Below are 22,220 nucleotides of genomic sequence, written 5' to 3' on the forward strand. Positions count from 1 at the left end.
GATGAGGCTTGTCACCGGGGAAGGCTACTGGAGCCCGCTTGTGTGGCTGGCGGCGGCGGCCGGGGTGCTGCTCCTCATGGGGCTCCTCTGGTCCCGCGGCCGCCGCGACTGGAAGCGGGACACCGAGCAGGAGCTCCCGTTCCTGTCCGGTGAGGCGGCCCCGTCCGGGGCGCGCGTCGGCGGCCAGCACCTCTACTGGGGATTTGTGGAAGGATTGCGTCCGTACGTGGAGCGATTGCGCGCGTTCCATTCCGGGTTCGTAGGGGATTACGTGGCGTGGTTCGTGGTGGTGTTGGCGGTGGCGTTGCTCGTCGCGATGGTGTAGGAGGGGAGATGGGGCTTTCCTCGTTCAAGCGGGCGCTGTGGGCCTTCCATGTCGCCACCGGCTCGTGCAACGGCTGCGACATCGAGATCGTGGCTGCCCTCACCCCGCGTTACGACGTCGAGCGTTTTGGGATCAAGCTCGTGGGGTCCCCACGCCACGCTGACGTGCTCCTCGTCACCGGGCCGGTGACGCGGATGATGGCCGGGCGCCTGAAGCGGGTGTACGCCCAGACCCCCGATCCCAAGGTGGTGGTCGTGGTCGGCGGGTGTGGATCCACGTCCGGCGTGTTCTACGAGTCCTACAACGTGGTCGGCCCGGTGGACCAGGTGATCCCGGTGGACGTGTACGTGCCCGGGTGCCCGCCCCGGCCGGAGGCGATCATCGACGGCGTCATCAAGGCGGTGGCCAAGCTGGAGCGCCTGAGCGCGGGGGAGAAGGTATGAACGTTGATCAAGTTCTGAACGTGCTCAAGGCCGCCCTGGGCGAGGGCCTGGCGCACACGGAGGTCCGCGTGCGCCGAGTCGGCGTCAAGGCCCCCGTCGAGCTCAAGGAGATCTGGGCGGAGATCGACCGAGACGCGATCGTCCCCGCGGTGGCGGCCCTCAAGGCCCTCGGCCCCGTGCACATGTCCGTCATCTCCGGGCAGGACGCAGGAGAGAGGATCGAGCTCCTCTACCACATCGCCGTCGGCTACGGCACCGAGGGGGGCGAGGTCATGGTCACGCTCCGCCTCGCGGTGCCCAAGGACGATGCGAGAGTCCCTTCCATCTGTCATCTTATCCCCGGGGCGGAGACGACCGAACGGGAGAAGATCGAGTTCCTTGGGGTCGAGTTCGTGGGCATCCCCGACAGCCGTCACGTGTTCCTCCCCGATGATCTTCCGGTGCACCCGTGGCGGAAGGACGAACCGGAGATGGGGCGGTTCCTCCGGCGCATGGTGGAATGGGAGGGCAAGGATGGCTGAGGCCGAGAACACGTTCCGCATCCCGATCGGGCCGATCCACCCCGCGCTCAAGGAGCCGGTCCGGCTCTCGTTCCAGGTCGAAGGGGAGCGGATCGTCGGGGTGGACATCCGCACCGGGTTTGCCCACCGCGGGATCGAGTACATGGGGATGCGCCGCAATCTGATCCAGGTCCTGTATCTCGCGGAGCGGATCTGCGGTATCTGCTCCGTCGCTCACCCGATCGCCCTCACCCAAGCCGTGGAGCAGGCAGCGGGGATCGAGGTTCCACCCCGCTCCCAGTACATCCGGGTGATCATCTCGGAGCTCGAGCGCATCCACTCCCACCTCCTGTGGGCAGGGGTGGCCGCCCACGAGCTCGGGTTCGACACCCTCCTCCACCTCACCTGGAAGGTGCGGGAGAAGGTCCTCGACATCCTGGAGGAGCTCACCGGGAACCGCATCGACTACGCGATCCCCATCTACGGCGGGGTGCGGCGGGACATCGCCCCGGACCAGTACCCCAAGGTCCAGGGCACGATCCGCTACTACCGGGGGCTTTTGGACGAGCTTTTGGACACGTTCCTACGCGACCCGTCGGTGGAAGCCCGCACCCGCGGGGTGGGGGTACTGGAACCAGAGGAGGCCGATGCCCTGTGTGCGGTCGGCCCCACCGCCCGCGCGTCGGGCCTAGCCAAGGATGTGCGCCAGGACCGGCCGTACCTCGCCTACGGCGAGCTCGGGGTCAAGGCGATCACCCCCCGCGACTGGGGCCTTGTGCCCCGCGGGGATGTGTACGACAAGATCGTGGTTCGGCTCCTCGAGGTCGGGCAGTCCTTGGGCCTGATCGAGCGGGCGCTCCTGGAGATGCCGGACGGGGAGATCACCTCATTCCCCAAGATCCCGGCTCTCCTTGCCCACCTCAAGAAGGCCCAAGGGGAAGGCCTGGGCTGGCACGAGGCGCCGCGGGGGGAGGTCATCCACTACGTGCGCCTGGAGGCGGGGGTCGAGGAGCCGGTGGTGTGGAAGGTCAAGGCCCCCACCTATTCGAACTTGATGAGCTGGAAGCCGATGTTCGAGGGCCAGGAGATCGCGGACATCCCGATCATCGCCGCCTCGATCGACCCCTGCATCTGCTGCATGGACCGCGTGCACATCGTGCGGGGCGAGGATGAGACTGGGATGGCCATGGAAGAGCTCCTTCGGCTGTCGCGGGCGAAGACCCAGAGGATACTGACGGGGAATGGGTGATGTGTGTTTCTAGGGCTCGTCACGCGTCACGGGGGTGATGGATGAGCGGCTGGCATCTCGTCTGGCAGGCGGCAGCGGTGATGGTCGGCAGCGGCGTGGTGGGCCTGGTCTACAAGGGCCTCGATCGCAAGCTCGCCGCCCGGATGCAGGCCAGAGTCGGCCCTCCGCTCCGGCAGCCGTTCCTCGACCTCGGGAAGCTCCTGATGAAGGAGACGGTGGTCCCGCGGGACGCGGTGGGGTGGCTGTTCCGGGCGATGCCGTTCCTGGCGGCCGTGGCCTCGTTCACCACCCTCCTCTACCTCCCCTTGGGGCCGTTCCCCCCGATCCTCCGCGGGTACGGGGACGCGGTGCTGGTCCTGTACCTCCTGGCGGTGCCGGCGTTGGCGATGGCCCTGGGCGGGTTCGCGTCCGGATCGCCCCTGGCCACGGTGGGCGGGCAGCGGGAGATCGTGATGCTCATGTCCTATGAGTTCCCGCTCGCGGTGGCGCTCGTCGGGGTGGTGTGGCGGCTCAGGGCCCTGGAGGTGGGACCGGCGTTCTCGCTGGCCACCATCTCCGCGAACCCGTTGTGGACAGCGGTGGGGCCGCTCGGGGTGTTCGGGCTGGCCATCCTCCTCGGATGCCTGTTGGTGGTGACCCCGGCTGAGCTCTCCAAAATCCCGTTCGACATCCCCGAGGCGGAGACGGAAATCGCCGGGGGGCTGATGGTGGAGTACTCCGGGACCTACCTCGCCCTGTTCTACCTCGCCGACGCGGTGAAGACGGTGGCGATGGCGGCGCTGGTGGTGGCCTTGTTCATCCCGTACGGGATCGCCGCGCCGCTCGGGGTCAAGGGCGTGGGCGGGCAGGTGCTCGACGTCGCGTTCTTCCTCGTCAAGGCGTTCGTGGTGATGTTCGCCGCGGCGACCACGGTGCGGGTGGCGATGGCCCGGTTCAAGGTGGATCAGGTGGTCCGCGGGTTCTGGCTTCAGATCACGGCGGGGGCCGTGGTCGGGTTGGTGCTGCTCGTGCTGGACAAGGCGGTGATGGGATGATCCTGAAGACCCTGTTCAGCCAGCTCTTCACGCGCCCGGCGACCAACCGGTTCCCGGCCAAGTACATGCCCAAGTCGGTGACCAGGTTCCTGGAAAAGATCCGGTCGGGCAAGGCCAAGCTCGTGCCACCGGTCCCGGTGCCGCCCCGGTTCCGGGGGCGGATCGCCTACGACCACGACAAGTGCATCGGATGCCAGCTGTGCATCCGGGTGTGCCCGGCCAAGGTGATCCAGTTCCGTCCCGAGGTGAAGAAGATCCGCATGCACGTGGCCCGGTGCACGTTCTGCGCCCAGTGCGTGGACGCGTGCCCGGTGGGCGCCCTGGCCCTGAGCCATGCGTTCTTGCTTGCCGACCCCGACCGGTCGGCGGATTCCCTGACCGTCGAGTAGCCCTCCGCCGCTCTCCCCAAGAATGGCGGGGAGCAGGGCTGGGAACCCCGCTCCCCGCACTGGGCCGCCGTTTTCGCGGCGGGTGGGGTGGGTCAGTTCAGGAACCCGCCTGGCTCAACTTGGCCTCCAGGGCTTCCTGGAGGTCCGGGAGGTGGACGATGAGCCACGGCAGGAACATCCGGCCCTCGGCCCCGGGCGTGCCCATCATCCCCATTGGGCCGCGCTGCATCGTCATCGGCCGCTGCTGCCGCGTCATCGGGCACGCCGGTTGCTGCGGGAACGGGTGCCGCCCCTGCGGCCACGGCTGCACCATCGGGCGGAGCGGAGACATAGGCGTCATCGGCATCGTCTGCTGTCGCTCCCGGAACTGCTGGAGGAACGGCCGCAACCGAAGCCCGCCCTCGGAGAGGAGCCCCAGGCCATCGCGCAGGCGCTCCCACTGGCGGACGGTGAGGATCCCCTTAATCCCGTCCAGCGCCTTGTCGGCAAACGCCTGCACCAGCTCCCTTTCCCAGGCCAAAAACTCCTGCAGCAATCCCTTGAGCTCCTCCGGGGTGCCCTGGAACGCGATCAGCTTCTCCTTGAGCACGTCTTTCCCCGCCAGGATCTCGTCGCGCAGGGGCATGAGCTCCTGGGTGAGCGCGACGAGGGCCTTCATTTGGTCCTGGGAGAGCTCCAGTGCGTTGATCACCACCAACGCCCCGATCCCTTCCCCGCACGTCCCGAGCCGGCCACCCCCGGCAACGGACGCCAACCCCCCCACGGCCACCACCCCGGCCAAGCCCACCGCGATCCACGCCTTTTTCGTCATCGGCAATCCCCCCTTCAGTCCGTACAGAACTCCCGTAAAACGGTAAGGATGGGGTGTGTATTCAGGGTGAAGGAAGCGTGGAGATGCTATGGAGCCACGACCTCGTGCCGGGCATCCCAGAGGAGCTCCCCCCGTGGGTAGACGCGCAGGTGCCAGCGCCCGGGGGCTAGGCCCTCGATGCGCCCCCGTAGGGGAGAGGGATGGCTCCCATCCAGTCTATCTATGCGGCATGGCCGCCCTCCACGCGTTTCGGTGTTTGCCGGGACCTCCTTCCGAGACGGCTCGCCAGCTGCTTCGCCCCTTCCGCCGAGCGCCAACAGGTTTGTCGACCACGGCCTGCGGGGGCTTCTGGCCCCCATGCCGCCTTTCGCCGCGGCAGCTCGTCGGGGACGAAGATCCGCACCTTGTGCACGCCCCGGAAGAGAAAGGTGCCGCCCAGGTACACTGCGGAACACTCCTCGGCCAGGGGGCGATCCCCCCACGCCTCGCCCTTGCCCTTTGAACGCTGGTCGAGGCGCGCCCTTGGCCGTTGCCTGCGCTTGGGGTAAACTCGATTCGATGTCCATAGAGCTGCACGTCATCGTCCCCGTGTCCACCGATCGCTGGAACGAAGGCGTGCGCCAGCTGTGCCAGGCCGCCGCCGATCGGGACACGGCGGTGAACGTGGTCCACCTCGCCCACGGCCCGGAGTCCATCGAGTGCACGTACGACGAGGCGCTGGTCGCGCCTTACGTGATCGAGGCCGTGGCCGCCGCCGAGCGGGCGGGCGCCGACGGGGTAATCGTGTACTGCTTCGGCAACCCCGCGGTGGACGGGGCTCGGGAGGCGGTCTCCATCCCCGTCGTCGGGCTAGGCGAGGCTGCTGAGGTGGTCGCCTTCCTCCTGGGCGACCGGAGGGCGGGAGCTTGTCGCCCGTGGGGCTCAGGTCGTGATCCTAGGCTGCGGGTCACTGCTGGGGGTGGCGGATGAGCTGCGACGGGGACTGGGGATTCCGGTGGTCGTACCAGCGGTGGCGGCGGTGAAGCTGGCCGAGGCGTACGTAAAGATGGGCATCGCTCACAGCAAAGCCGCCTATCCTCCTCCCCCGCCCAAGATCTGGCGCTGAACACAAGCACGGGAGGCAGACCAATGGAGATCGACGCGGAGACCATCCGTCCGGGAGTGGTGGGCATGCTGCGCGTGAACCTCGGAGTCCAGGCCGGGGAGTCCGTGCTCGTGGTAACTGACGTGCCGACGCCCGAGCAGTGGGGAGAGTGGCCTGTATCGCAGCTTGAGGAGGCGTTCCGGCGGGCGGCGTTGGCTCGCCGGGTGGCGGAGATCGCCGCCGAAGAGCTGCCGGCCTGTGCGGTGGGTTTCCTGGCCTACCCGGCCACCGGACGCTCGGGGAGCGAGCCCGGCGATGAGGTGGCAGCAAGGCTGCGGGAAGCGAACGTGGTGGTGGCCATCACCTCCTTTTCCCTCAGCCATACCCACGCCCGAGAGGGCGCATGCCGGGCGGGGGCACGGGTGGCGAGCATGCCCCGCTTCCTGCCGGAGATGTTCTACCCGGACGGTCCGTTGGCCGTGGACTACCGCCGCATCGCGCAGGAGACGGCGCGGATCGCCGCCTGCCTCACCGGTGCCCGCGTGGCCACGGTCCGGTCTCCCGCGGGTACGGACCTCGAATTCAGCCTGGAGGGGCGGGAGGGGCGGGTGGACGACGGTCTGTACCTTCGCCCCGGCATGTGGGGGAACCTGCCCGGGGGCGAGGCGTACATCGCCCCGGTGGAGGGGACGGCGGAGGGGGTGCTGGTCGTGGAGCCGGGTTGGCATCACCGCCTCGTCGAGCCGATGCGCCTGGTGTTCTCCGGCGGCGCGGTGGTCGCCGTGGACGGCGGCGGGGAGGTGGGGGAACGCCTACGGGGCTTGCTGGGCCTGGGAGGCCGTCGACCCACCGCAGAAGAGCGGGCCCGGCGCCACCTGGCCGAGCTGGGGGTGGGGACGAACCCCAACGCGCGGCGCACGGACATCACCCTGGAGGCGGAGAAGATCAAGGGCACCGTGCACGTGGCCATTGGGGACAACGCACACATGGGCGGGGTCAACGTGGCCGACTATCACGCCGACCTCGTCGTCCCCCGGGCCACATTGCTCCTCGATGGGCAGACGGTCATGGACGAGGGGCGGTGGACGTTCGGCTGATAAGGGGGGAGATGGAGCTCGCGCTGGGTGTGGAACCGACCGATCGGTACCTCGCGTTCGAGGCGGCCGGGGCGGCGCGCAAGCTGGTGGAGGAGGTGATGCTCGTTCGTCCGGGCGAGAACGTGCTGATCACCGTGGACACGATGGGTGACCGGCGGGTGGCGGAGCTGGTCGCCCAGGCCGCCTACGCGGCTCGGGCCGTCCCCACCCTGGTGGTCTACCCCACAAGCCCGGCCCCGGTGCTGGAGCCCCCGCCCCCGGTGGCCGGGGCGGCGGCGCGGGCCCAGGTGTGGATCGAGCTGGCTGTGGCTTACCTTCTGCACACCGCCGCTCACCGGGCAGCCCTCGCCGGCGGGTGCCGGTACATTTGCCTCACCGGTATGGACGTGGACATGCTCGTGCGGTGCATCGGCCGCGTGGACTACCCGAAGATGCTCGCCCTAGGGGAGGCCCTGCAGCGCATCGTGGCCAGGGCCGATGAGGTGCGGGTCACCAGCCCCGCGGGCACTGACCTCGTGGCCCACAACCGCGGCCGGCGGGTGCGGCACGCGGGCAAGCTCGCCGACACCCCGGGCGAGCCGATCATGCTCGGCGGGCAGATCTCCTGGTGTCCGGTGGAGTCCACGATCGAGGGCATGCTTGTGTTCGACGGCGCCCTGTGGCCGCCGACAGAGCTGGGCCGGCTTGCCTCCCCGGTGGAGCTGGAGGTCCACCAGGGGGTGATCGTCGCCGTGCGGGGTGGGGCAGAGGCGCAGGTGTTCAAGCGGTGGCTCGATTCCTTCGCCGACCCCAACATGTATCGCATCGCCCACTACTCTCTGGGGTTCAACCCTGGGGTGACCCGCCCCACCGGGCGGATCGTGGAGGACGAGCGCGTGTTCGGGTGCATCGAGATGGGCATCGGCACCCAGGGAGCACAGATCGGCGGGCTCACCTGGCAGGCGGCATCGCACACCGACGGAGTGGTCCTCTGCCCGTCCATTTACCTGGACGGGGAACCGCTCGAGGTGGACGGCCGGTACGTGCACCCGGAGGTGGTGGAGGCCTGCCGGAACCTGGGCGTCCCCGGCTGCTAGGCGGGCTCCCCCGCCCCTAGACCAGCTCGGCCAGGGCCCGGGCGAGCATGGAGCGAACGAGGAGCACGGGGGCTCCGGTGGCCGCCCGTACCTCGCCTTTCATCCGTTCGCTGTACCCGAAGCAGTGGAGGAGGAACGCCGTCGCTCCGCGCTCGGCCAGCCCCCGGGCAACCGCGCCCAGGCGGGCCCTACCCGTATACGGGGAGACCGACGCTCCGATCGCCTCCACCCCCCACCCCCGAACCTCCTCCACCGTCGGGGCCACCTGCCGCGGCGAAGGGACCAGGATCCCAAGCGGCCCAGGGAGGGCAAGGGCTGACACGTACGATCTCACGAGAACATGGGGCACGACCACGGGAACCCGGGCCCGTAAGGGGGGAAAGGTCCCGGAACACAGGATCCCGATCAGCACCACGTCTTTTTCCACAGCGCGGATCGCTTCCTCCAGGCGGTGATGGACGAACTCCCGGTGTACCGTGACCTCTCGGCCGTCGGAAAGGCGGGTGACCAGGGTGCTCTCCTCCCCAAGCGGGGGATGGGCGGCAATCTCGTCCACGGTGAGGCCGTCCAACGCCCCGGCTTGCACGACCTCCACCTCCGGGGGCAGATGGCCACGGATTTCGGGCACCACGTCGTCCCGGGGCGCCTGTCCGATCGTCACGAGGGCGATCCGTTTCATGCCTTGCCCAACGTTTGAAGGTGCGATAGCGGCCCATACAACGCGAGCAGCCGCGAGAACTCCTCCGGGTCGTAGAACCGACACTCGCGGGAGGTGAACGCCTTGGCCACTTCCACGCAGAACCGAGCGGCCAGCTCCAGGTCGAGGGGGTGGTTGGCCCCGGTAGCGCACCCAGGCACGGGGATCGCCGCGGTGGTCGCTACCCCCACCACGGGGGCGGCGGTGGCAGTGGCGGGCTGGAGAATGCTGTTTAGGTGATGGATTCCGTTCCCGTAGGGGGTGATGTCCTGGGTGGTGATGGGGAAGACCACCGGCGGTTCCCCTGTGACATAGCGCATGATCTCCAGAAGGTCCTCGCTGGTCCGCAGGATGTACCCTTCTTTGACGGTGGGGCTGATCGCGAACCCGCGGCGGTTGATGACCCAGTTGCCCTTGGTGGCATCGACGGACAGAATGGCGTCCATGGCCGAATCGACCTCGTATCGGTTCATGGTGACCATGTCCACCGGGGCATCCATGAACGGGGTGGGCTCGTGGGGGATGATGGGGGCGTTGGGACAGATGTGGGTGGCCACGAGCACGTCCCCGGGCAGAACGTCGCCGGAGCTGGCCATCCGTACCAGCTTGGCCGCGCAGGCTAGGGCGACGATGGCCCCGTCGGCATCGGACACAAGCCCCAGCCGACTCGGACGGGCCCCGACCCCGCCCAACCGCCCGATCACCCCCAGCGTGGGCCCACGGCCATGCCCAGGGATACGGACCTTGACGAAGTCGGTGCTCCCAGCCTCGCCGTTCACCCGCACCACCTGCACCTCCTCCGCCCCCCATCGCCGGAGCCACGCCGCCACGTCGTCCCCCGACGCATGGGGACTCTCCAAAACCTCCATCGCTTCCATGACCTCACGCAGCACGGAAGCCACCTCCATCGCCCTGCGAAAGATAGTCGTGGATGAGCAACGCATACACTCTCGCGGCCTGAACAAGCTGCGCCACCGCCACCCGCTCATCGTATCCATGGATTCCTTGCAGATCTGCAGGACCGAACTGGAGTGTCGGGATCCCGTGGCGCCGGAAGAATCGGGCGTCGCTCGATGCCCACTGTAAGACCGGCCGGGACGTGTCCCCAGCGACCTCACGGATGATTCTAAGCACGAGCTGAACGAAAGGATGCGTGGGTGGGGTGTAATTCGCCTCGATCGGGTCGCGAAGAGGGGTGACCTCCACCCCGGAACCAGCTCGCTCTTCCACCAATTGCCGGAGGAGGTCGAGCACAACCCCCACAGGGACCCCGACGGGCACCCGCAAATCGAACTCGGCCTCACATCGGCTGGCAACGATGTTCACCTTATCCCCACCGGAAATCCGCCCCACGTTCACCGTGACATGGTCTAAAACTTCAGCCTGAACCTCAAGACCTTCCTCCCGAAGGATGGCCTGAGTTTCGGAAATCAAACGACGGGGTTCTGGGGGAATGGTCCACGGCCTTCCCCACAGGGAATAGACTGCTTCGATGACCTGTGTCATGCGCAAGATCGCGTTTTCACCAACAAGGGGCGATAGGCTGCCGTGGACAGGGACCCCTCGGGTCATGGCCCGCAACCATAGGGCCCCCTTTTGGCCGATGGTCGGATTGATCCCCGAGGGTTCGGCGATGAGGCACGCATCCCCCGTGAACCCTTGTTCAAGGAGCCAACGTGTCCCGTACCAACCCCCGGTTTCCTCGTCGGGGACGGCCATGAACAGGACCTTGCCCCGCAGGCTGTCCCACCGCACGGCCTTGCTGAGGGCCACGAGGAGGGCGGCCAAGCCCCCCTTCATGTCGCTCGCCCCCCGCCCGAGGACGTACCCCTCGCGCACCTCCCCGCCAAACGGGTCGAACGCCCACCGCTCGCGGTCGCCGGCTGGGACGACATCCATGTGCCCGTTCACGACGAGGCACGGGCCGGGGCCGAAGTCGAGCTCCCCGACCACGCTCGTCATCCCCGGCGCGGCGGAAAGCTGGCGGGCGGGGATCCCCGCGCGATGCAGGCGCTCCAGGATGTACGCGGCGATCTCCGTCACGTCACAAGGCGGGTTCTCGCTGGGGAAACGAATGAGCTTGGAGCAGACCGTCGTCACCTCTCGCTCACAGTCCCAGCGTTTGATCGCCTCACGCCTGGTCATGGTCCCTCCTCAAATGCGCCGTTCGAACCTGGGGTCCAGGACGTCCCGCAGCCCGTCGCCGACGAAGTTGAACCCCAAGGCGGTGATCATGATCGCAAGCCCGGGGAATGTGGAAACCCACCACGCGAAGCCGATGAGCCCACGTCCGTCGGCGATCAACGCCCCCCATTCCGGGATCGGGGGCTGGGCCCCTACCCCAAGGAAGCTCAGCGCCGCTGAGGAGAGGATGGCCGCCGGCATTTCCAGCGTAGTGTACACGACCACCGGACCAAGGGCGTTGGGCAAGACGTGACGAAACAATATTCGTGTTCGGGAAGCACCCAAAGCGTAGGCCGCCGTCACGTAGTCCAACTCACGCAAAGAGAGCACCTGTCCCCGAAGGAGCCGGGTGAATTGTCCCCACCCAGTTACAGCGATGGCTATGATCATCACCCCAATCCCACCGCCCAACGCTCCAGCCAGGGCAAGGGCAAGCACCAACCCCGGGATGGACCACACGATGTCCACCGCCCGCATGATCAGGCTATCAACAACCCCCCCCACGAACCCGGCCACCAGCCCAAGGATTCCTCCCAACACCATTTGAAGAACAACCACACCCATCCCGATAAGAAGCGCATAGCGACTCCCGTACAGCACCCGACTTAAAAGGTCACGGCCAAGCACATCGGTGCCCATGGGGTGCGTCGCCGATGGCGGGGACAGCAAAGCATCGAAGTCCATGGCCAGAGGGTCGTACGGGGCGATCACGTCGGCAAGCAGTGCCGTAAGCCCCACCGCGGCCACGAAAAAAAGCCCGACCAGGGCGAGGTGGTTACGCGTGAACCTGCGAACTGCCCGCGACGAAAAGAACTGTTTCATGTCTAACCGTAGCGGATCCGTGGGTCAATGAGCGTGTACGCGAAGTCCACAACGAGGTTGGCCAGGACCGTCAACAGGGCGATCACGAGGACAATGCCCTGGACCACTGGGTAGTCTCGTTCCATCACCGCGTTGACAAGGAGCCTCCCCATGCCCGGCCAGGCAAAAACCGTTTCTGTAATCACCGCTCCTCCGAATAGCCAAGGCAAGCGCAGCCCAAGCAATGTGACCACGGGTATCAGCGCGTTGCGAAGGCCGTGGCGAACCACAACGATGATTTCGTGCACCCCCTTGCTCCGTGCCGTCCGGATGTATTCTTCATTGACAACCTCGAGCATCGCCGATCGGGTCAACCGGGTGAACAGGGCAATAGGGGGGAGCCCCAGGGTCAAGACAGGGAGAAGTGCGGATCTCAGTCCGGCAAAGGTCCACAGTGGTCCCCCCCTCCCGGAAATGGGGAGAAGCCGCAACCTCAAGCCAAATACCATCATCAACATGATCCCCAGCCAAAAGTAAGGCATGGAAACCCAAAACAGAGCGACGAACCGGCTGACATTGTCAACGATGGTATAGGGGCGCATGGCGGAGATGATCCCGATGGGGATCGCGATCACTACGGTGAGGATCAGGGCGAGGATGGTCAGCTCCAACGTCGGGCCAATACGGGCCAGGATCAAGGTTGCTACGCGATCTTGGACGTGGATGGACAGCCCAAGATCGCCCTGAACGACCCGGGTCAACCAGTTCCAGTATTGGACGGGGATGGGGTTGTCCAAGCCAAGTTCGGCCCTCTTCTCCAAGACCTTCTCCTCGGACACGTTGGGACCGAAGAGCAGGCGGATCGGATCCCCACTTACATGCATCAGGGAGAAGACAATGGCCGTGACCCCGATGAGAGTGGGGACCAGCATCAACAGACGGCGAACAAGGTAGGCTCCCATCCCTAGGCAAGCCCGGAGGCCGGGGTGGCCCCGGCCTCCGGGCCTTTCCCCCTTCCTTCCCCTAGCGCTTGTACAACACCAAGGCCCGCATCAGCGGTGGTTGCCACGGGTGGGAGAACAGCTCATCGAGCCCGCCCACGTCGCGGCGGGCAGCAACCACGTTCACGTTGACCGCCAGCGGGACCCACACCGCCGACTCCACCACAATGGCTTGAGCCTGGATGAACGCGTCCCGGCGGAGCGCATCATCGAGGGCGTTGGAGGATAGATCGAGGAGGGCATCGATGGCGTCGTTCTTCCACTGCCCGAAGTTGCTGGAGCCGATGTTCACCGAGTGGGTGAGGAACGTGAGGTACGGCTCCCCCATCCACCACGTGTTGCGGAAGATGCCGAGGTCGTAGTCGGCAGCCCGCGCACGGTCATAAGTGGCCCCGACCTCAGCCAGGGCAAGGTTGACCTTGATCCCCACCTTGGCCAACTGAGCCTGCACGACCTCCGCCGCCCGCCGCCATTGGTCGACGTTGGAGAAGGAGATCAGCGTGAGCTCAAGGCGTTTTCCATCCTTCATCCGCACGCCGTCGCGGTCGACCGCTGTCCACCCGGCCTGTTCGAGGTAGGCCACGGACTTCTCGGGATCATACGCGTAGGCGATCTCCTCGACCCCCTTCCAATAGCCGGTGGTCCCTGGCCCGACAAGGCCGTAGAGCGGGAACGCGATGCCAAACCAGGCCCCCTTGACGATCTCCTCTTTGTTTATCGCATGAGCAACGGCGAGGCGAATACGGCGATCGTTAAACAGCTCGCGCTTCATATTGCAAACAAGGTATTGCACGCTGTACGTGGGAGCCATGTAAACCTGAAGATTGGGGTTCGCAACCAGCTGTTGATAGCCCATGAGGGGGACGTCGAACGTGTAATCGATGTTCCCGGCCAAGATCTCCGCAAGCCGTGTCGCAGCCTCAGGGATGATGCGCATGACGAGCTCTTCAGCGTGTGCTGGGCCACGGTTGGAGATGTAGTCGGGGGCGTGGTTGTACGCGTCGAACCGCTTCATGACGATCCGATCCCCGCGGATCCAGCGGTCAAACCGGTAGGGGCCAGTGCCTACCAGGCCCTTCACCCCTACCTCCTCATCGGACATCGTGGCCAACCAATCCGCAGGCATGATGCTCGCATGAGCATCAGCGATGTGGTACAGGGCCAGCGGTTTAGGGGTAGCGAATTTAAAGATCACCGTGTAAGGATCTGGGGTCTGGATCTCCGTGACCCCACTGTACTTGGGGCCGAGGTAGTTCTCCAGCGGGGACAACCGGAAGTACCGCTCATAAGACGCCTTGACGTCCCGGGAGGTCATCTCTTGTCCGGTGTGGAACAGGATACCCTGCTTCAGGTGGAATACCAAGGTCAGCTTGTCCTCGGACCACTCGAACGAGCGAACCAATAGAGGCACGGGCTGGAAGTTCGGATCCATATCCAACAATGGTTCCACCACGTAGCTGAGGACCACCAGGGAGTGGAACCGGGTGGTCCGGTGTGGATCTAGAAAATCAGGCTCTTCCTGAAACGCAGTGACCATCGCCTTCTGGGTCTGCGCGGTGACACCCAGTGCGACCCCGAGGATGCCCATCAGTACTAACAGCACTATACCCTTTTGCATTTGGTCCTCCCCTTATGTCATAAAACTAACCCCATTCGGCCTTGCTTCTCCACCCCTAACTTCCCGCGAAGAGGTTCAACTGGACTCTCACCCCCTCCCGCTTAGGACGCACGTGATCGCTGCCCCCATGGCCACTACAGGGTCCAACACCACCACTGGAAGGGCCTGCCGCAGGGCCGCCGCCGCCCCCACCGTGCTGAACCCGGTGCAGGCGAGGCCGATCGCGCGGCAGCCCTGGTCGACGAGCCCGGCGGCCGCCTGGACCATGGCGTCCATGGCCCCCGGCAGATCAGTGGTCCGGTAGACCCCCTCCACCTGCCTCCATGGCACCTCGCACCCATGGAAGGCCCGCACGATGGCCTGAGGCACGTACGGGGTGATGGTGAGGATGCCCACCTTCGTCCCCAACGCCCGGCCGACGAGCCCGAGGCAGGAACCGGCCCCAACCACGGGGATGGACAATGCCTCCCGCAGCTCGTCCACGCCGGGGTCGGCGGCACAACTCACGGCCACCACGTCCACGCGCGCAGCCAACGCTCGGCCCACCCGAAGGATCTCGGGGACTGCCTGCTGCTCCAACGTCCTGTTGTAGAGGCCGCCCGGGAAGCCGTCGATCGTCTGGGTGAGCACGGCAAGCGTTGGGAACGCCTGCTCCAGGATGCGGCCATGGATCTGCGCCTGTTCATGATCCAAGTTGCTAACGACGCGGATCAGCCCCACTCTGGTCTTGGCCATCGTCAGAACGTGGGCGGGCTGACCGCCCAGATCCCCACTGCTTCCTCATCGCCGGCGTTTTCGAACCGGTGGGGCTGCTCGCTGCGGAACGTGATGCTCTGGCCGGCCGTGAGCACGTAGGCCTTGTCCCCAACCACGATGCGGACCTTTCCAGACAGGATCAACCCACATTCAATGCCCTCATGGATGTAGGCCTGGGCCCCGCTGCTTCCCCCCTTCTTGAGGCGAACCTTGAACAGGGCCACCTGGGCGTTGGGCGCCGAAAGGATCTCGTATTCAAGGTGAGGCGACACGATGATGCGGCGCCGCTGTCCATCGGCGAGGACGGTTTGAACCGCGGCCAGGTCGTCCTCGAACAGGTGGACAACGGGCCGTCCCAAAGCGTCGGCGATCTTCTTTAGGGAAGTCAGGGAGGGATTGATCTTCCCGTGCTCGAGCTTGCTCAGGTAGCTCTCGGACTTCCCAATCTTCGCCGCGAGCTCCTGCAAGGTCAACCCCTTCTGCAACCGCAACTCCCGCAACCGCTGACCAAGGTCACCCGGCATGCCTACCCCAGTACAGGCCGATCTTTCCTGAGCGTCAAGTCAGCGCTCAAAGATCGCCTGAATGCCAATTCCTTCTACGGCATGGCTTGATTGTTAGTCCAGAACGACGGGCCCGGGGCCATCCACCGGAGGAAATGGGGCACGAGCAGGGGCCGGCACCCTCAGACAGCGAATCCGTCAGACAAGCAAGCGGGCGAAGCGGCGGCGGCCTACCCGTAGCACCATCCCCGTCCGCACCTCCACCCGATCTTGCGGGGACCCCACCTTGACCCCATCCAGCTGCACGCCCCCCTGCTCCACCAGTCGGCGCGCCTCCGACCGCGATGAAGCTAGCCCCGACGCCACGAGCAGCTCCACGATCCCCACCGCCCCGTCCGCGTCCAAGAGCTTCCCCACCCGCACCTCCGGCATCTCCTCGGGAGGCTTCTCCTCCTCGAACACCCGCTCGAAGTGGGCCTGAGCCTGGCGGGCCGCTTCCTCGTCGTGGAATTGGGCGACCAACGTGAACGCCAGGCGTTTCTTCGCCTCTTTCGGGTGAAGAGTTTGGACCTCTTCCCACGGGGTGTCAGTGAGGAGCCGGTAGTACTGGGGCATGAGCTCATCCGGAAGCGACATCACCTTCCCGAACTGCTCCTCGGGCGGCTCGGCGATCCCGATGTAGTTCCCCCGGGACTGGGACATCGCAAACACCCCGTCCGTGCCGAGGAGGAGGGGCATGGTCAGGATCACCTGGGGCTCTTGACCATACGCTTCCTGGATGTCGCGGCCGATGAGGAGGTTGAACCGCTGGTCCGAGCCCCCGAGCTCCACGTCCGCCCGCACCGCCACCGAATCGTAGGCCTGGGCCAGGGGATACAGGAACTCCATGATCGTGATCGCCGACCCTTCGTGGAACCGGCGCTGGAAGTCCTCCCGCTCCAGCATCCGGGCCACGGTGTACCGCGCGGTGAGGCCGAGCACCTGGGCCAGGGTGAGTTTCTCCAGCCATTCTGAGTTGTACCGCACCTCAGCCCGCTTCGGGTCCAGGATGCGGAACGCCTGCTCCCGGTACGTGTGCATGTTGCGTTCGATCTCCTCAGGCGCCATCGGCTCGCGCGTCTTGGACTTGCCGGACGGATCGCCGATCCGGCGGGTGAAGTCCCCCACCACCAGCACCGCGGTGTGACCGAGGTCCTGGAACACGCGGAGCTTGCGGAGCACCACCGCATGGCCGAGGGTAAGATGTGGGGCCGACGGATCGATGCCGAGCTTGATCCGCAGGGGCTGGCCCTGGCGCAGCGACCGCTCGAGCTTGGCCGCCAACTCCTCCCGCAGGAGGAGGGTCTCCACGTTGTGCTCGATCAGAGCCAGTTGTCGTTCTACTTCCGGGCGAACGCCCATCGTCGCTCCTTCACACCACCACCGCCGACACCACCCGGTCCCCAGGTTCCACCTGGATCAGCCGCACCCCACGCGCGTACCGGGAGAACGTGCTCACCTGGGCTGCCGGGAACCGGATCACCTTTCCGCCGGCGGTGGACAGGGCCACCTCGTCGTCCTCGGCCACCAGGATCACCGCAACGAGCGGCCCCACCTGGTCGTCCAGCTTGATCCCGATCACGCCCCGGCCGCCCCGGCCTTGGGCTGGAAGATCCGAAAGGTCCACGCGCTTGCCATGCCCGCCCTCGGTCACCAAGAGCAGTCGCTTCCCCTGGCAATCTCGTGGGAGCCCAACCAAGCCCACCACCTTGTCCCCGGAGGCGAGGCGGATCCCGATCACCCCTCTCGACGGCCGCCGGGTCACCCGAACCTCCTCCTCGGCGAACCGGATCACATGGCCGCCGGAGGTGGCCAGCACCACCTCCCCCCCACCATGGGTGATGAGCACGTCCACCAGCCGGTCCTCCTCGGGGATGGAGTGGGCCAGGATCCCTTTCGCATGGGCGTTGGCGTAGTCGGAAAGCGCATTGCGGTTGACGATCCCGTGGCGGGTGGCGAGGAGGGCGTATCCGTGGGTGTAGTCGCCCACCGGCAGCACCGCGCGGATCTCCTCGCCCACGTCCATCTCCAGGAAGTGCCGCAGGTTCTTGCCTACCGAGTCCCGCTGGCCAAGGTCCAGGCAGCTCATGGGCAGCTTGAACACCCGCCCGCGGTCGGTGAACACGAGGAGGTCCTGGTGCGTATTTCCGGCCACCATCGTCCGTAGAAAGTCTCCCTCTTTGGTGCGGATGCCGATCACGCCCTTGCCGCCCCGGCCCTGGGCCCGGTACGCCTCGCACTCAGTGGCGTTCACGTACCCCTTGTGGGTCACGCACAGGATCACGTCCTGCAGGGGAATCTCCAGCTCAGACGATTCGCCCACCGCGTCACCGGCGGTGATCGTCGTCCGCCGCCCGTCCCCGTACCGCTCGGCGATGGCCTTGAGCTCCTCGCGGATCAAGCCGTCCAGCCGGACCGGATCGGCCAGCACCGCCTCGTGCTCGGCGATCTTCCCGCGCAGTTCCTCGAGTTCGTCCTCCACCTTGCGCCGTTCCAGCTTGGTGAGCTGGCTCAGCCGCATCTTGATCACCGCCTCCGCCTGCTTGGCGGAGAGGCCGAGCTCCGCGGCGAGGAGGGCCTCGGCCTCGGCCGGCTCGGCCGCGGAGCGCACGATCTCGATGACCTGATCCAAGTGCGCGATGGCCAGCTTGAACCCTTCCAGGATATGGGCCCGTTCCCGGGCCACCCGCAGCCGGTGCTCCGTCCGCCGCCGCACCGTGGCCCGGCGGAAGTCGAGGAACACCCGGAGGAGCTTGGGCAGGGACAGGGTACGGGGGCTTCCATCTTGGATCACCAAGAAGTGGCAAGCGAACGTGCGCTCAAGCGGGGTGAGCTTGTACAGGCGGTGCAGGAGCCGTTCCCCATCCGTGCCCCGCTTGAGCTCGATCACCACCCGCAGCCCCTCCCGGTCCGACTCGTCCCGGAGGTCGGCAATCCCCTCCAGCTCCCCGGCCCGGACCTTGGCGGCGATGGACTCGAGGATGGTGGACTTGCGCACCTGGTAAGGGATCTCGGTGATCACGATCCGTTCGTCCTCGACGAACGCGCGGGCCCGCACGGTGAGGCGTCCTTCCCCGGTGCGGTACGCCTCCCGGATCCCGTCCCGACCGACAATGAGCCCGCCGGTGGGAAAGTCCGGCCCGGGGATGAGGGGGAGGAGCTCGTCGGCGCCCGCATCCGGGTGGTCCATGAGGTACAGGGTGGCCTGGATGAGCTCCCTCAGGTTGTGTGGGGGGATCTGGGTGGTCATCCCCACCGAGATCCCCCACGCCCCGTTGGCGAGGAGGTGGGGGAACCGTACCGGCAGGACCTCCGGTTCCTCCAGGGAGCCGTCGAAGTTGGGGAGGAAGTCGACCGTATCCTCGGTAAGCTCCTCCAAGAACTCGACGGCAATCGGGCTCAAGCGGGCCTCGGTATACCGCATCGCCGCCGGCTCGTCCCCGTCCACCGACCCGAAGTTCCCCTGCCCGTCGACCAGGGGGTAGCGGGTGGAGAAACTTTGGGCCAGGCCCACCATGGCCTCGTATACAGCCATGTCCCCGTGGGGGTGGAACTTACCCATCACCTCACCCACGATGCGGGCCGATTTCTTGTGGGGTTTGCCCGGGGTGAGGCCGAGCTCCCGCATACCGTAAAGGATCCGGCGCTGCACGGGCTTGAGCCCGTCCCGCACGTCGGGGATGGCCCGGCCGCGGATCACCGAGACGGCGTAGTCGATATACGACTGCTCCATCTCGTCTTCGATGTAGGCAATCTCTACACGTTCCATACTGGAAAACCCTTAAATCTTACGAAAGGGAAGGGGCGGGCGCAAGCTTTTCCGGCTGGTGCCCGTTTCACCTGGGGACTGGTGCCCGGGTTAGACCGCAGCCGGGCGTTCGGGGTACGCTTAAGGGCCATGGGCCGGGGGTGGATCGCGGTTGCGCTTGTGCCCGTCGGATTGGGTTTGTTCGCCGCGATCCTCGTCCTGGTAGGGCCGGGCGCGGTGTGGCGCCAGATGCAGGCCCTCGAACCCTTAGGGTTCCTAGCGATGTTGGCGGGCGACCTCCTCGCCACCGCGTTGTGGGCCGCAAGCTGGGGGGTGTTGCTATGGGCGTTTGGGGTACGCCTCCCGTGGCGGGCCGTGGCTGGGGTGAGCATGGCCGGGTTCGCCGTGTCCTACCTGACCCCGGTGGCGCACCTGGGCGGGGAGCCAGTGCGGGCTTGGCTCACCTCCCGCAAGACCGGACGGCCGCTCACCACCATCTACGCCACCCTCCTCCTGGACCGGCTCCTGGCCGGGCTGTGCCTGGTGACGTTCGCCGTGTTGGGTGGGGCGGTTGCCCTCACCGTCCCAGTCTTGGGCCTGATGACCAAGGTCAAGGTGGCCGCCGGGCTGGGCGTGGTGTCCGCGGCCGTGGCCCTAGGGGTTCTCAGCTTTGCCAGGAACTACCACTGGCTGAGCCGGATCGTGGCGGCCTTGGGGCGGCTGAAGCCTGCGTGGCGGCGGCCCACGGAGTGGGCGGAGAAGGTGCGGGAGATGGAGGACGACGTGCACGCCGCGTTCAGCCGGTACCTTCCCTACACCGTCCTCGCCCTGGTGCTGGAGCTTTTGAGCTTCCTCTGCAACTACCTGCGCCCTCTCCTCTTCTTCTACTTCACCGAAGGCCGCTGGTTTTCCCTGGCCGACCTCGCCCTGTACTTCAACCTGAACGCCATCCTCACCACCCTCCTTTGGCTGACCCCGGCTGGGATGGGGACGGCCGAGGGCGGGCGGGTGGGCATCCTGAGCCTGGTGGGGATCTCCGCCCAGGGGGGAGTGGCCTTCTCCCTCACCATCCGGTTCCTGGAGCTCCTGGTGGTGGGGACCGGCTTGGTTTACCTGTCCCGGGAGGGGCTGCTGTACGCGGTGAAGGGGACGAGGGAGGGCCACGGGCGGAGCCGGGTTCGGTCCTGGCTGGGCATGGTGCGCGGAGCCCTGGAGTTGGGGAGCCTGTACTTCTACGGATGGGTCCTCGGCCCCCGCTGGCTCCCTCGGTTCTTCGCCCGACTGTATCGGCGGCCCGACCCGTGGGGGTACGAGACGAGCGCGTACGAGCAACGGAAGTACGACCTCACCCTGGCCATCCTGCCGCAGCGGGCGGACCCGGCGCGACCCCCGTACGGCCGGATCCTTGAAGTAGGCTGCAGCGAGGGCCTGTTCACCGCCCGGCTGGCCCGGGAAGGGTGGGGAAGGGAGATCGTCGGGGTGGACTTCATGCCGGCGGCATTGGCGCGGGCCCGGGCCCGTTGCGCGGGCCTCCCCGGCGTCCGCTTCCTCCACCTGGACATCACCCAGGAGGCACCGGGTGGGGTGTTCGACCTCGTGTTCTGCGCCGAGGTCCTCTACTACTTGGGGCCGCTCCGGCGGCTGGAAGCCGTAGCGGACCGGCTATGCCGGCTCCTCGCCCCCGAGGGCCTCCTGGTGCTGGTGAACCCGTGGCCAGCGAGCAACCTCCTTCATCGCCCGTTCCGCAAGCGGCAGGAGCTCGTGGTGGTACGCGAGCACGTGGAACGGGACTCGTCCCGCCCCTACGTGATCACCTGTTTGGCCCGTACGTCCCGTCGGTGAGCTGGGCCAGCGACAGCCCTGGCAGCCGTGTGTAGATCTCGTTGGACCGCACGAACCCGGCCAGGAACCGCCCATTGGTCACGCGCTGTGAGCTATAGGCCCGGACGGCGGCCAGCTTCAACTCCACCACCTCTTCCGGAAGCGGACAGCTTTGCCATTGCCAGCCGTCGAACGGCGCCGGGGGCGCCAGTTCAAGGTCCGGGATCAACCGTCTGGGGAAGGGCCAACGGGGGGCATGAACCAGGTACAGGCGGAGCTCAGGGCGCTCCTCCTCCCACTCCAGGGCGGCCAGGGCGGCCACGGCGAAGCGCAGGGCAGCTTGGTGGTCGGGATGGGCGTCATCGGGGTGGGGGAGGTAGACGACGGTGGGACGGAACCGATCCATGATCTCCGTGAGATCCAGCATCAGGTCCTCCCCGCAGTACACCGCTTCCGGGCGGTAACTGTTGGTGTAGAAGGGGTGATGAGCTTTGGTGTAGGGGCTGGTGTAGGGGACCTCGCGGTCCCAACAACTCGCCCACATCGTGGCCAGTCCCCCGTCCGGATACCCGAGGAAGATCAGGCGGCTCTTGGGCACCCCCAGGATCGAGAGCGCCCGCACCGCCTCCTTCTGCCGGCGGTAGCCCAGGGCCCGGTAATCCACCGCCCGGTGAAGGGGGTTCAGGGTGAACAGGCGCTTGGCGGCCCGATTGGCGTCCCCATTGGTCAGGAACACGATCAGCACTTCCTGGCCCTCCCGCACCACGTTGGCGATCGTCCCCCCCAGCGCCAGCACCTCGTCGTCGGGATGGGGGGCCACCACCAACACCCGTTCCACGTCGGGGATGGGATCCGGCGGTTCGACCCGCGGGGGAACGGGCACCCACCACAGGAACAGGTTGAGAAACGGATGAGGGACCCCGGGGATGAACCCCAGGGCGAACGGCACGAGGACCAGCCCCCCAACCCACCACCGCCGGGCACGCACCCTTAACCTCACTTCACCCGTTCGCTTTCCCGCCAGGCCAAGGCTCTCCCCACGCC

Annotated in this window: 22 protein-coding genes; 10 read left to right on the forward strand and 12 right to left on the reverse strand. The window is 66.7% G+C overall.

What is annotated here, in order from left to right; translation table 11 throughout:
• The first annotated feature begins 1 nt into the window (after position 1).
• From NUV94_02950 to NUV94_02975, 6 genes are read left to right on the forward strand one after another with little or no spacing between them, the layout of a single operon-like run.
• Positions 2 to 325, forward strand: coding sequence for a hydrogenase (locus NUV94_02950; GenBank protein MCR4391746.1), 324 nt, complete (start codon positions 2 to 4; stop codon positions 323 to 325).
• A gap of 8 nt (positions 326 to 333) precedes the next feature.
• A complete protein-coding gene (locus tag NUV94_02955) occupies positions 334 to 768 on the forward strand; it encodes an NADH-quinone oxidoreductase subunit B family protein (GenBank protein MCR4391747.1) in 435 nt (144 codons plus the stop codon).
• Positions 765 to 1,289: an NADH-quinone oxidoreductase subunit C gene (locus NUV94_02960; GenBank protein ID MCR4391748.1), complete on the forward strand. Its 525-nt coding sequence runs from the start codon at positions 765 to 767 to the stop codon at positions 1,287 to 1,289. Before NUV94_02955 ends, NUV94_02960 begins: the two co-directional genes overlap by 4 nt.
• Positions 1,282 to 2,517, forward strand: coding sequence for a nickel-dependent hydrogenase large subunit (locus NUV94_02965; GenBank protein MCR4391749.1), 1,236 nt, complete (start codon positions 1,282 to 1,284; stop codon positions 2,515 to 2,517). The genes NUV94_02960 and NUV94_02965 overlap by 8 nt, the downstream gene beginning before the upstream one ends.
• A 41-nt stretch (positions 2,518 to 2,558) precedes the next feature.
• A complete protein-coding gene (locus tag NUV94_02970) occupies positions 2,559 to 3,551 on the forward strand; it encodes an NADH-quinone oxidoreductase subunit H (protein ID MCR4391750.1) in 993 nt (330 codons plus the stop codon).
• Entirely contained in the window at positions 3,548 to 3,940 is a 393-nt protein-coding gene (locus NUV94_02975) for a 4Fe-4S binding protein (GenBank protein ID MCR4391751.1), read from the forward strand. Before NUV94_02970 ends, NUV94_02975 begins: the two co-directional genes overlap by 4 nt.
• 97 nt (positions 3,941 to 4,037) lie before the next feature.
• On the opposite strand, the gene NUV94_02980 is transcribed toward NUV94_02975, so the two are convergent.
• A complete protein-coding gene (locus tag NUV94_02980; protein ID MCR4391752.1) occupies positions 4,038 to 4,751 on the reverse strand; it encodes a hypothetical protein in 714 nt (237 codons plus the stop codon).
• Positions 4,752 to 5,309: 558 nt separating this feature from the next.
• Here NUV94_02980 and NUV94_02985 point away from each other — a divergent pair.
• The 3 genes from NUV94_02985 (at position 5,310) to NUV94_02995 (ending at position 8,008) form a co-directional block, all read left to right on the forward strand.
• Positions 5,310 to 5,720 (forward strand): aspartate/glutamate racemase family protein, encoded by a 411-nt coding sequence (locus tag NUV94_02985; GenBank protein MCR4391753.1) that lies wholly within the window; start codon positions 5,310 to 5,312, stop codon positions 5,718 to 5,720.
• A 159-nt stretch (positions 5,721 to 5,879) separates the two neighbouring features.
• Positions 5,880 to 6,932, forward strand: coding sequence for an aminopeptidase (locus tag NUV94_02990; GenBank protein MCR4391754.1), 1,053 nt, complete (start codon positions 5,880 to 5,882; stop codon positions 6,930 to 6,932).
• Between the two features lie 11 nt (positions 6,933 to 6,943).
• Positions 6,944 to 8,008: a hypothetical protein gene (locus NUV94_02995; protein ID MCR4391755.1), complete on the forward strand. Its 1,065-nt coding sequence runs from the start codon at positions 6,944 to 6,946 to the stop codon at positions 8,006 to 8,008.
• A 16-nt stretch (positions 8,009 to 8,024) separates the two neighbouring features.
• Here the strand turns inward: NUV94_02995 and NUV94_03000 are convergent, their stop codons facing one another.
• The 10 genes from NUV94_03000 to gyrA all read right to left on the reverse strand — a co-directional run bounded on the left by NUV94_03000 (position 8,025) and on the right by gyrA (position 19,376).
• Positions 8,025 to 8,687, reverse strand: a complete 663-nt coding sequence (locus NUV94_03000) for an AroM family protein (GenBank protein ID MCR4391756.1) — start codon at positions 8,685 to 8,687, stop codon at positions 8,025 to 8,027.
• On the reverse strand, positions 8,684 to 9,598 hold the full coding sequence (locus tag NUV94_03005; protein ID MCR4391757.1) for a DUF1177 domain-containing protein: 915 nt from the start codon (positions 9,596 to 9,598) through the stop codon (positions 8,684 to 8,686). Before NUV94_03005 ends, NUV94_03000 begins: the two co-directional genes overlap by 4 nt.
• A complete protein-coding gene (locus tag NUV94_03010; protein MCR4391758.1) occupies positions 9,588 to 10,850 on the reverse strand; it encodes an ArgE/DapE family deacylase in 1,263 nt (420 codons plus the stop codon). Before NUV94_03010 ends, NUV94_03005 begins: the two co-directional genes overlap by 11 nt.
• A gap of 9 nt (positions 10,851 to 10,859) precedes the next feature.
• Entirely contained in the window at positions 10,860 to 11,711 is an 852-nt protein-coding gene (locus tag NUV94_03015) for an ABC transporter permease (GenBank protein ID MCR4391759.1), read from the reverse strand.
• Between the two features lie 2 nt (positions 11,712 to 11,713).
• A complete protein-coding gene (locus NUV94_03020) occupies positions 11,714 to 12,652 on the reverse strand; it encodes an ABC transporter permease (GenBank protein MCR4391760.1) in 939 nt (312 codons plus the stop codon).
• Between the two features lie 61 nt (positions 12,653 to 12,713).
• A complete protein-coding gene (locus NUV94_03025) occupies positions 12,714 to 14,309 on the reverse strand; it encodes an ABC transporter substrate-binding protein (GenBank protein MCR4391761.1) in 1,596 nt (531 codons plus the stop codon).
• 87 nt (positions 14,310 to 14,396) lie between these two features.
• Positions 14,397 to 15,044 carry an aspartate/glutamate racemase family protein gene (locus tag NUV94_03030; GenBank protein ID MCR4391762.1) on the reverse strand — a complete coding sequence of 216 codons (648 nt, stop codon included), beginning with the start codon at positions 15,042 to 15,044 and terminating at the stop codon, positions 14,397 to 14,399.
• A 2-nt stretch (positions 15,045 to 15,046) separates the two neighbouring features.
• The gene (locus NUV94_03035; protein ID MCR4391763.1) at positions 15,047 to 15,589 is read right to left on the reverse strand and encodes a helix-turn-helix domain-containing protein; all 543 of its coding nucleotides are present in this window, start codon (positions 15,587 to 15,589) and stop codon (positions 15,047 to 15,049) included.
• A gap of 177 nt (positions 15,590 to 15,766) precedes the next feature.
• Positions 15,767 to 16,969 carry a tyrosine--tRNA ligase gene (tyrS, locus tag NUV94_03040; GenBank protein ID MCR4391764.1) on the reverse strand — a complete coding sequence of 401 codons (1,203 nt, stop codon included), beginning with the start codon at positions 16,967 to 16,969 and terminating at the stop codon, positions 15,767 to 15,769.
• A 10-nt stretch (positions 16,970 to 16,979) separates the two neighbouring features.
• Positions 16,980 to 19,376: a DNA gyrase subunit A gene (gyrA, locus tag NUV94_03045; protein ID MCR4391765.1), complete on the reverse strand. Its 2,397-nt coding sequence runs from the start codon at positions 19,374 to 19,376 to the stop codon at positions 16,980 to 16,982.
• Between the two features lie 129 nt (positions 19,377 to 19,505).
• Between gyrA and NUV94_03050 the strand changes: the two genes are divergently transcribed.
• Positions 19,506 to 21,197: a flippase-like domain-containing protein gene (locus tag NUV94_03050; protein MCR4391766.1), complete on the forward strand. Its 1,692-nt coding sequence runs from the start codon at positions 19,506 to 19,508 to the stop codon at positions 21,195 to 21,197.
• Here NUV94_03050 and NUV94_03055 read toward each other — a convergent pair.
• Positions 21,166 to 22,164: a PIG-L family deacetylase gene (locus NUV94_03055; GenBank protein ID MCR4391767.1), complete on the reverse strand. Its 999-nt coding sequence runs from the start codon at positions 22,162 to 22,164 to the stop codon at positions 21,166 to 21,168. The genes NUV94_03050 and NUV94_03055 overlap by 32 nt on opposite strands.
• Between the last annotated feature and the right edge of the window lie 56 nt (positions 22,165 to 22,220).

The sequence above is a fragment of the Candidatus Acetothermia bacterium genome (assembly GCA_024653305.1).
In the GTDB taxonomy this organism is placed as follows: Bacteria; Bipolaricaulota; Bipolaricaulia; order Bipolaricaulales; family Bipolaricaulaceae; genus JACIWI01.

Coding starts and splice junctions, on each gene's coding strand:
- NUV94_02995 (MCR4391755.1), top strand. CDS start 6,944: ATGGAGCTCGCGCTGGGTGTGGAACCGACCGATCGGTACCTCGCGTTC.
- NUV94_03010 (MCR4391758.1), bottom strand. CDS start 10,850: ATGACCAGGCGTGAGGCGATCAAACGCTGGGACTGTGAGCGAGAGGTG.
- NUV94_03035 (MCR4391763.1), bottom strand. CDS start 15,589: ATGCCGGGTGACCTTGGTCAGCGGTTGCGGGAGTTGCGGTTGCAGAAG.
- NUV94_03015 (MCR4391759.1), bottom strand. CDS start 11,711: ATGAAACAGTTCTTTTCGTCGCGGGCAGTTCGCAGGTTCACGCGTAAC.
- NUV94_02975 (MCR4391751.1), top strand. CDS start 3,548: ATGATCCTGAAGACCCTGTTCAGCCAGCTCTTCACGCGCCCGGCGACC.
- NUV94_03050 (MCR4391766.1), top strand. CDS start 19,506: ATGGGCCGGGGGTGGATCGCGGTTGCGCTTGTGCCCGTCGGATTGGGT.
- NUV94_02960 (MCR4391748.1), top strand. CDS start 765: ATGAACGTTGATCAAGTTCTGAACGTGCTCAAGGCCGCCCTGGGCGAG.
- NUV94_02955 (MCR4391747.1), top strand. CDS start 334: ATGGGGCTTTCCTCGTTCAAGCGGGCGCTGTGGGCCTTCCATGTCGCC.
- NUV94_02990 (MCR4391754.1), top strand. CDS start 5,880: ATGGAGATCGACGCGGAGACCATCCGTCCGGGAGTGGTGGGCATGCTG.
- NUV94_02985 (MCR4391753.1), top strand. CDS start 5,310: ATGTCCATAGAGCTGCACGTCATCGTCCCCGTGTCCACCGATCGCTGG.
- NUV94_02950 (MCR4391746.1), top strand. CDS start 2: ATGAGGCTTGTCACCGGGGAAGGCTACTGGAGCCCGCTTGTGTGGCTG.
- gyrA (MCR4391765.1), bottom strand. CDS start 19,376: ATGGAACGTGTAGAGATTGCCTACATCGAAGACGAGATGGAGCAGTCG.
- tyrS (MCR4391764.1), bottom strand. CDS start 16,969: ATGGGCGTTCGCCCGGAAGTAGAACGACAACTGGCTCTGATCGAGCAC.
- NUV94_02980 (MCR4391752.1), bottom strand. CDS start 4,751: ATGACGAAAAAGGCGTGGATCGCGGTGGGCTTGGCCGGGGTGGTGGCC.
- NUV94_02965 (MCR4391749.1), top strand. CDS start 1,282: ATGGCTGAGGCCGAGAACACGTTCCGCATCCCGATCGGGCCGATCCAC.
- NUV94_03025 (MCR4391761.1), bottom strand. CDS start 14,309: ATGCAAAAGGGTATAGTGCTGTTAGTACTGATGGGCATCCTCGGGGTC.
- NUV94_03000 (MCR4391756.1), bottom strand. CDS start 8,687: ATGAAACGGATCGCCCTCGTGACGATCGGACAGGCGCCCCGGGACGAC.
- NUV94_03030 (MCR4391762.1), bottom strand. CDS start 15,044: ATGGCCAAGACCAGAGTGGGGCTGATCCGCGTCGTTAGCAACTTGGAT.
- NUV94_03020 (MCR4391760.1), bottom strand. CDS start 12,652: ATGGGAGCCTACCTTGTTCGCCGTCTGTTGATGCTGGTCCCCACTCTC.
- NUV94_02970 (MCR4391750.1), top strand. CDS start 2,559: ATGAGCGGCTGGCATCTCGTCTGGCAGGCGGCAGCGGTGATGGTCGGC.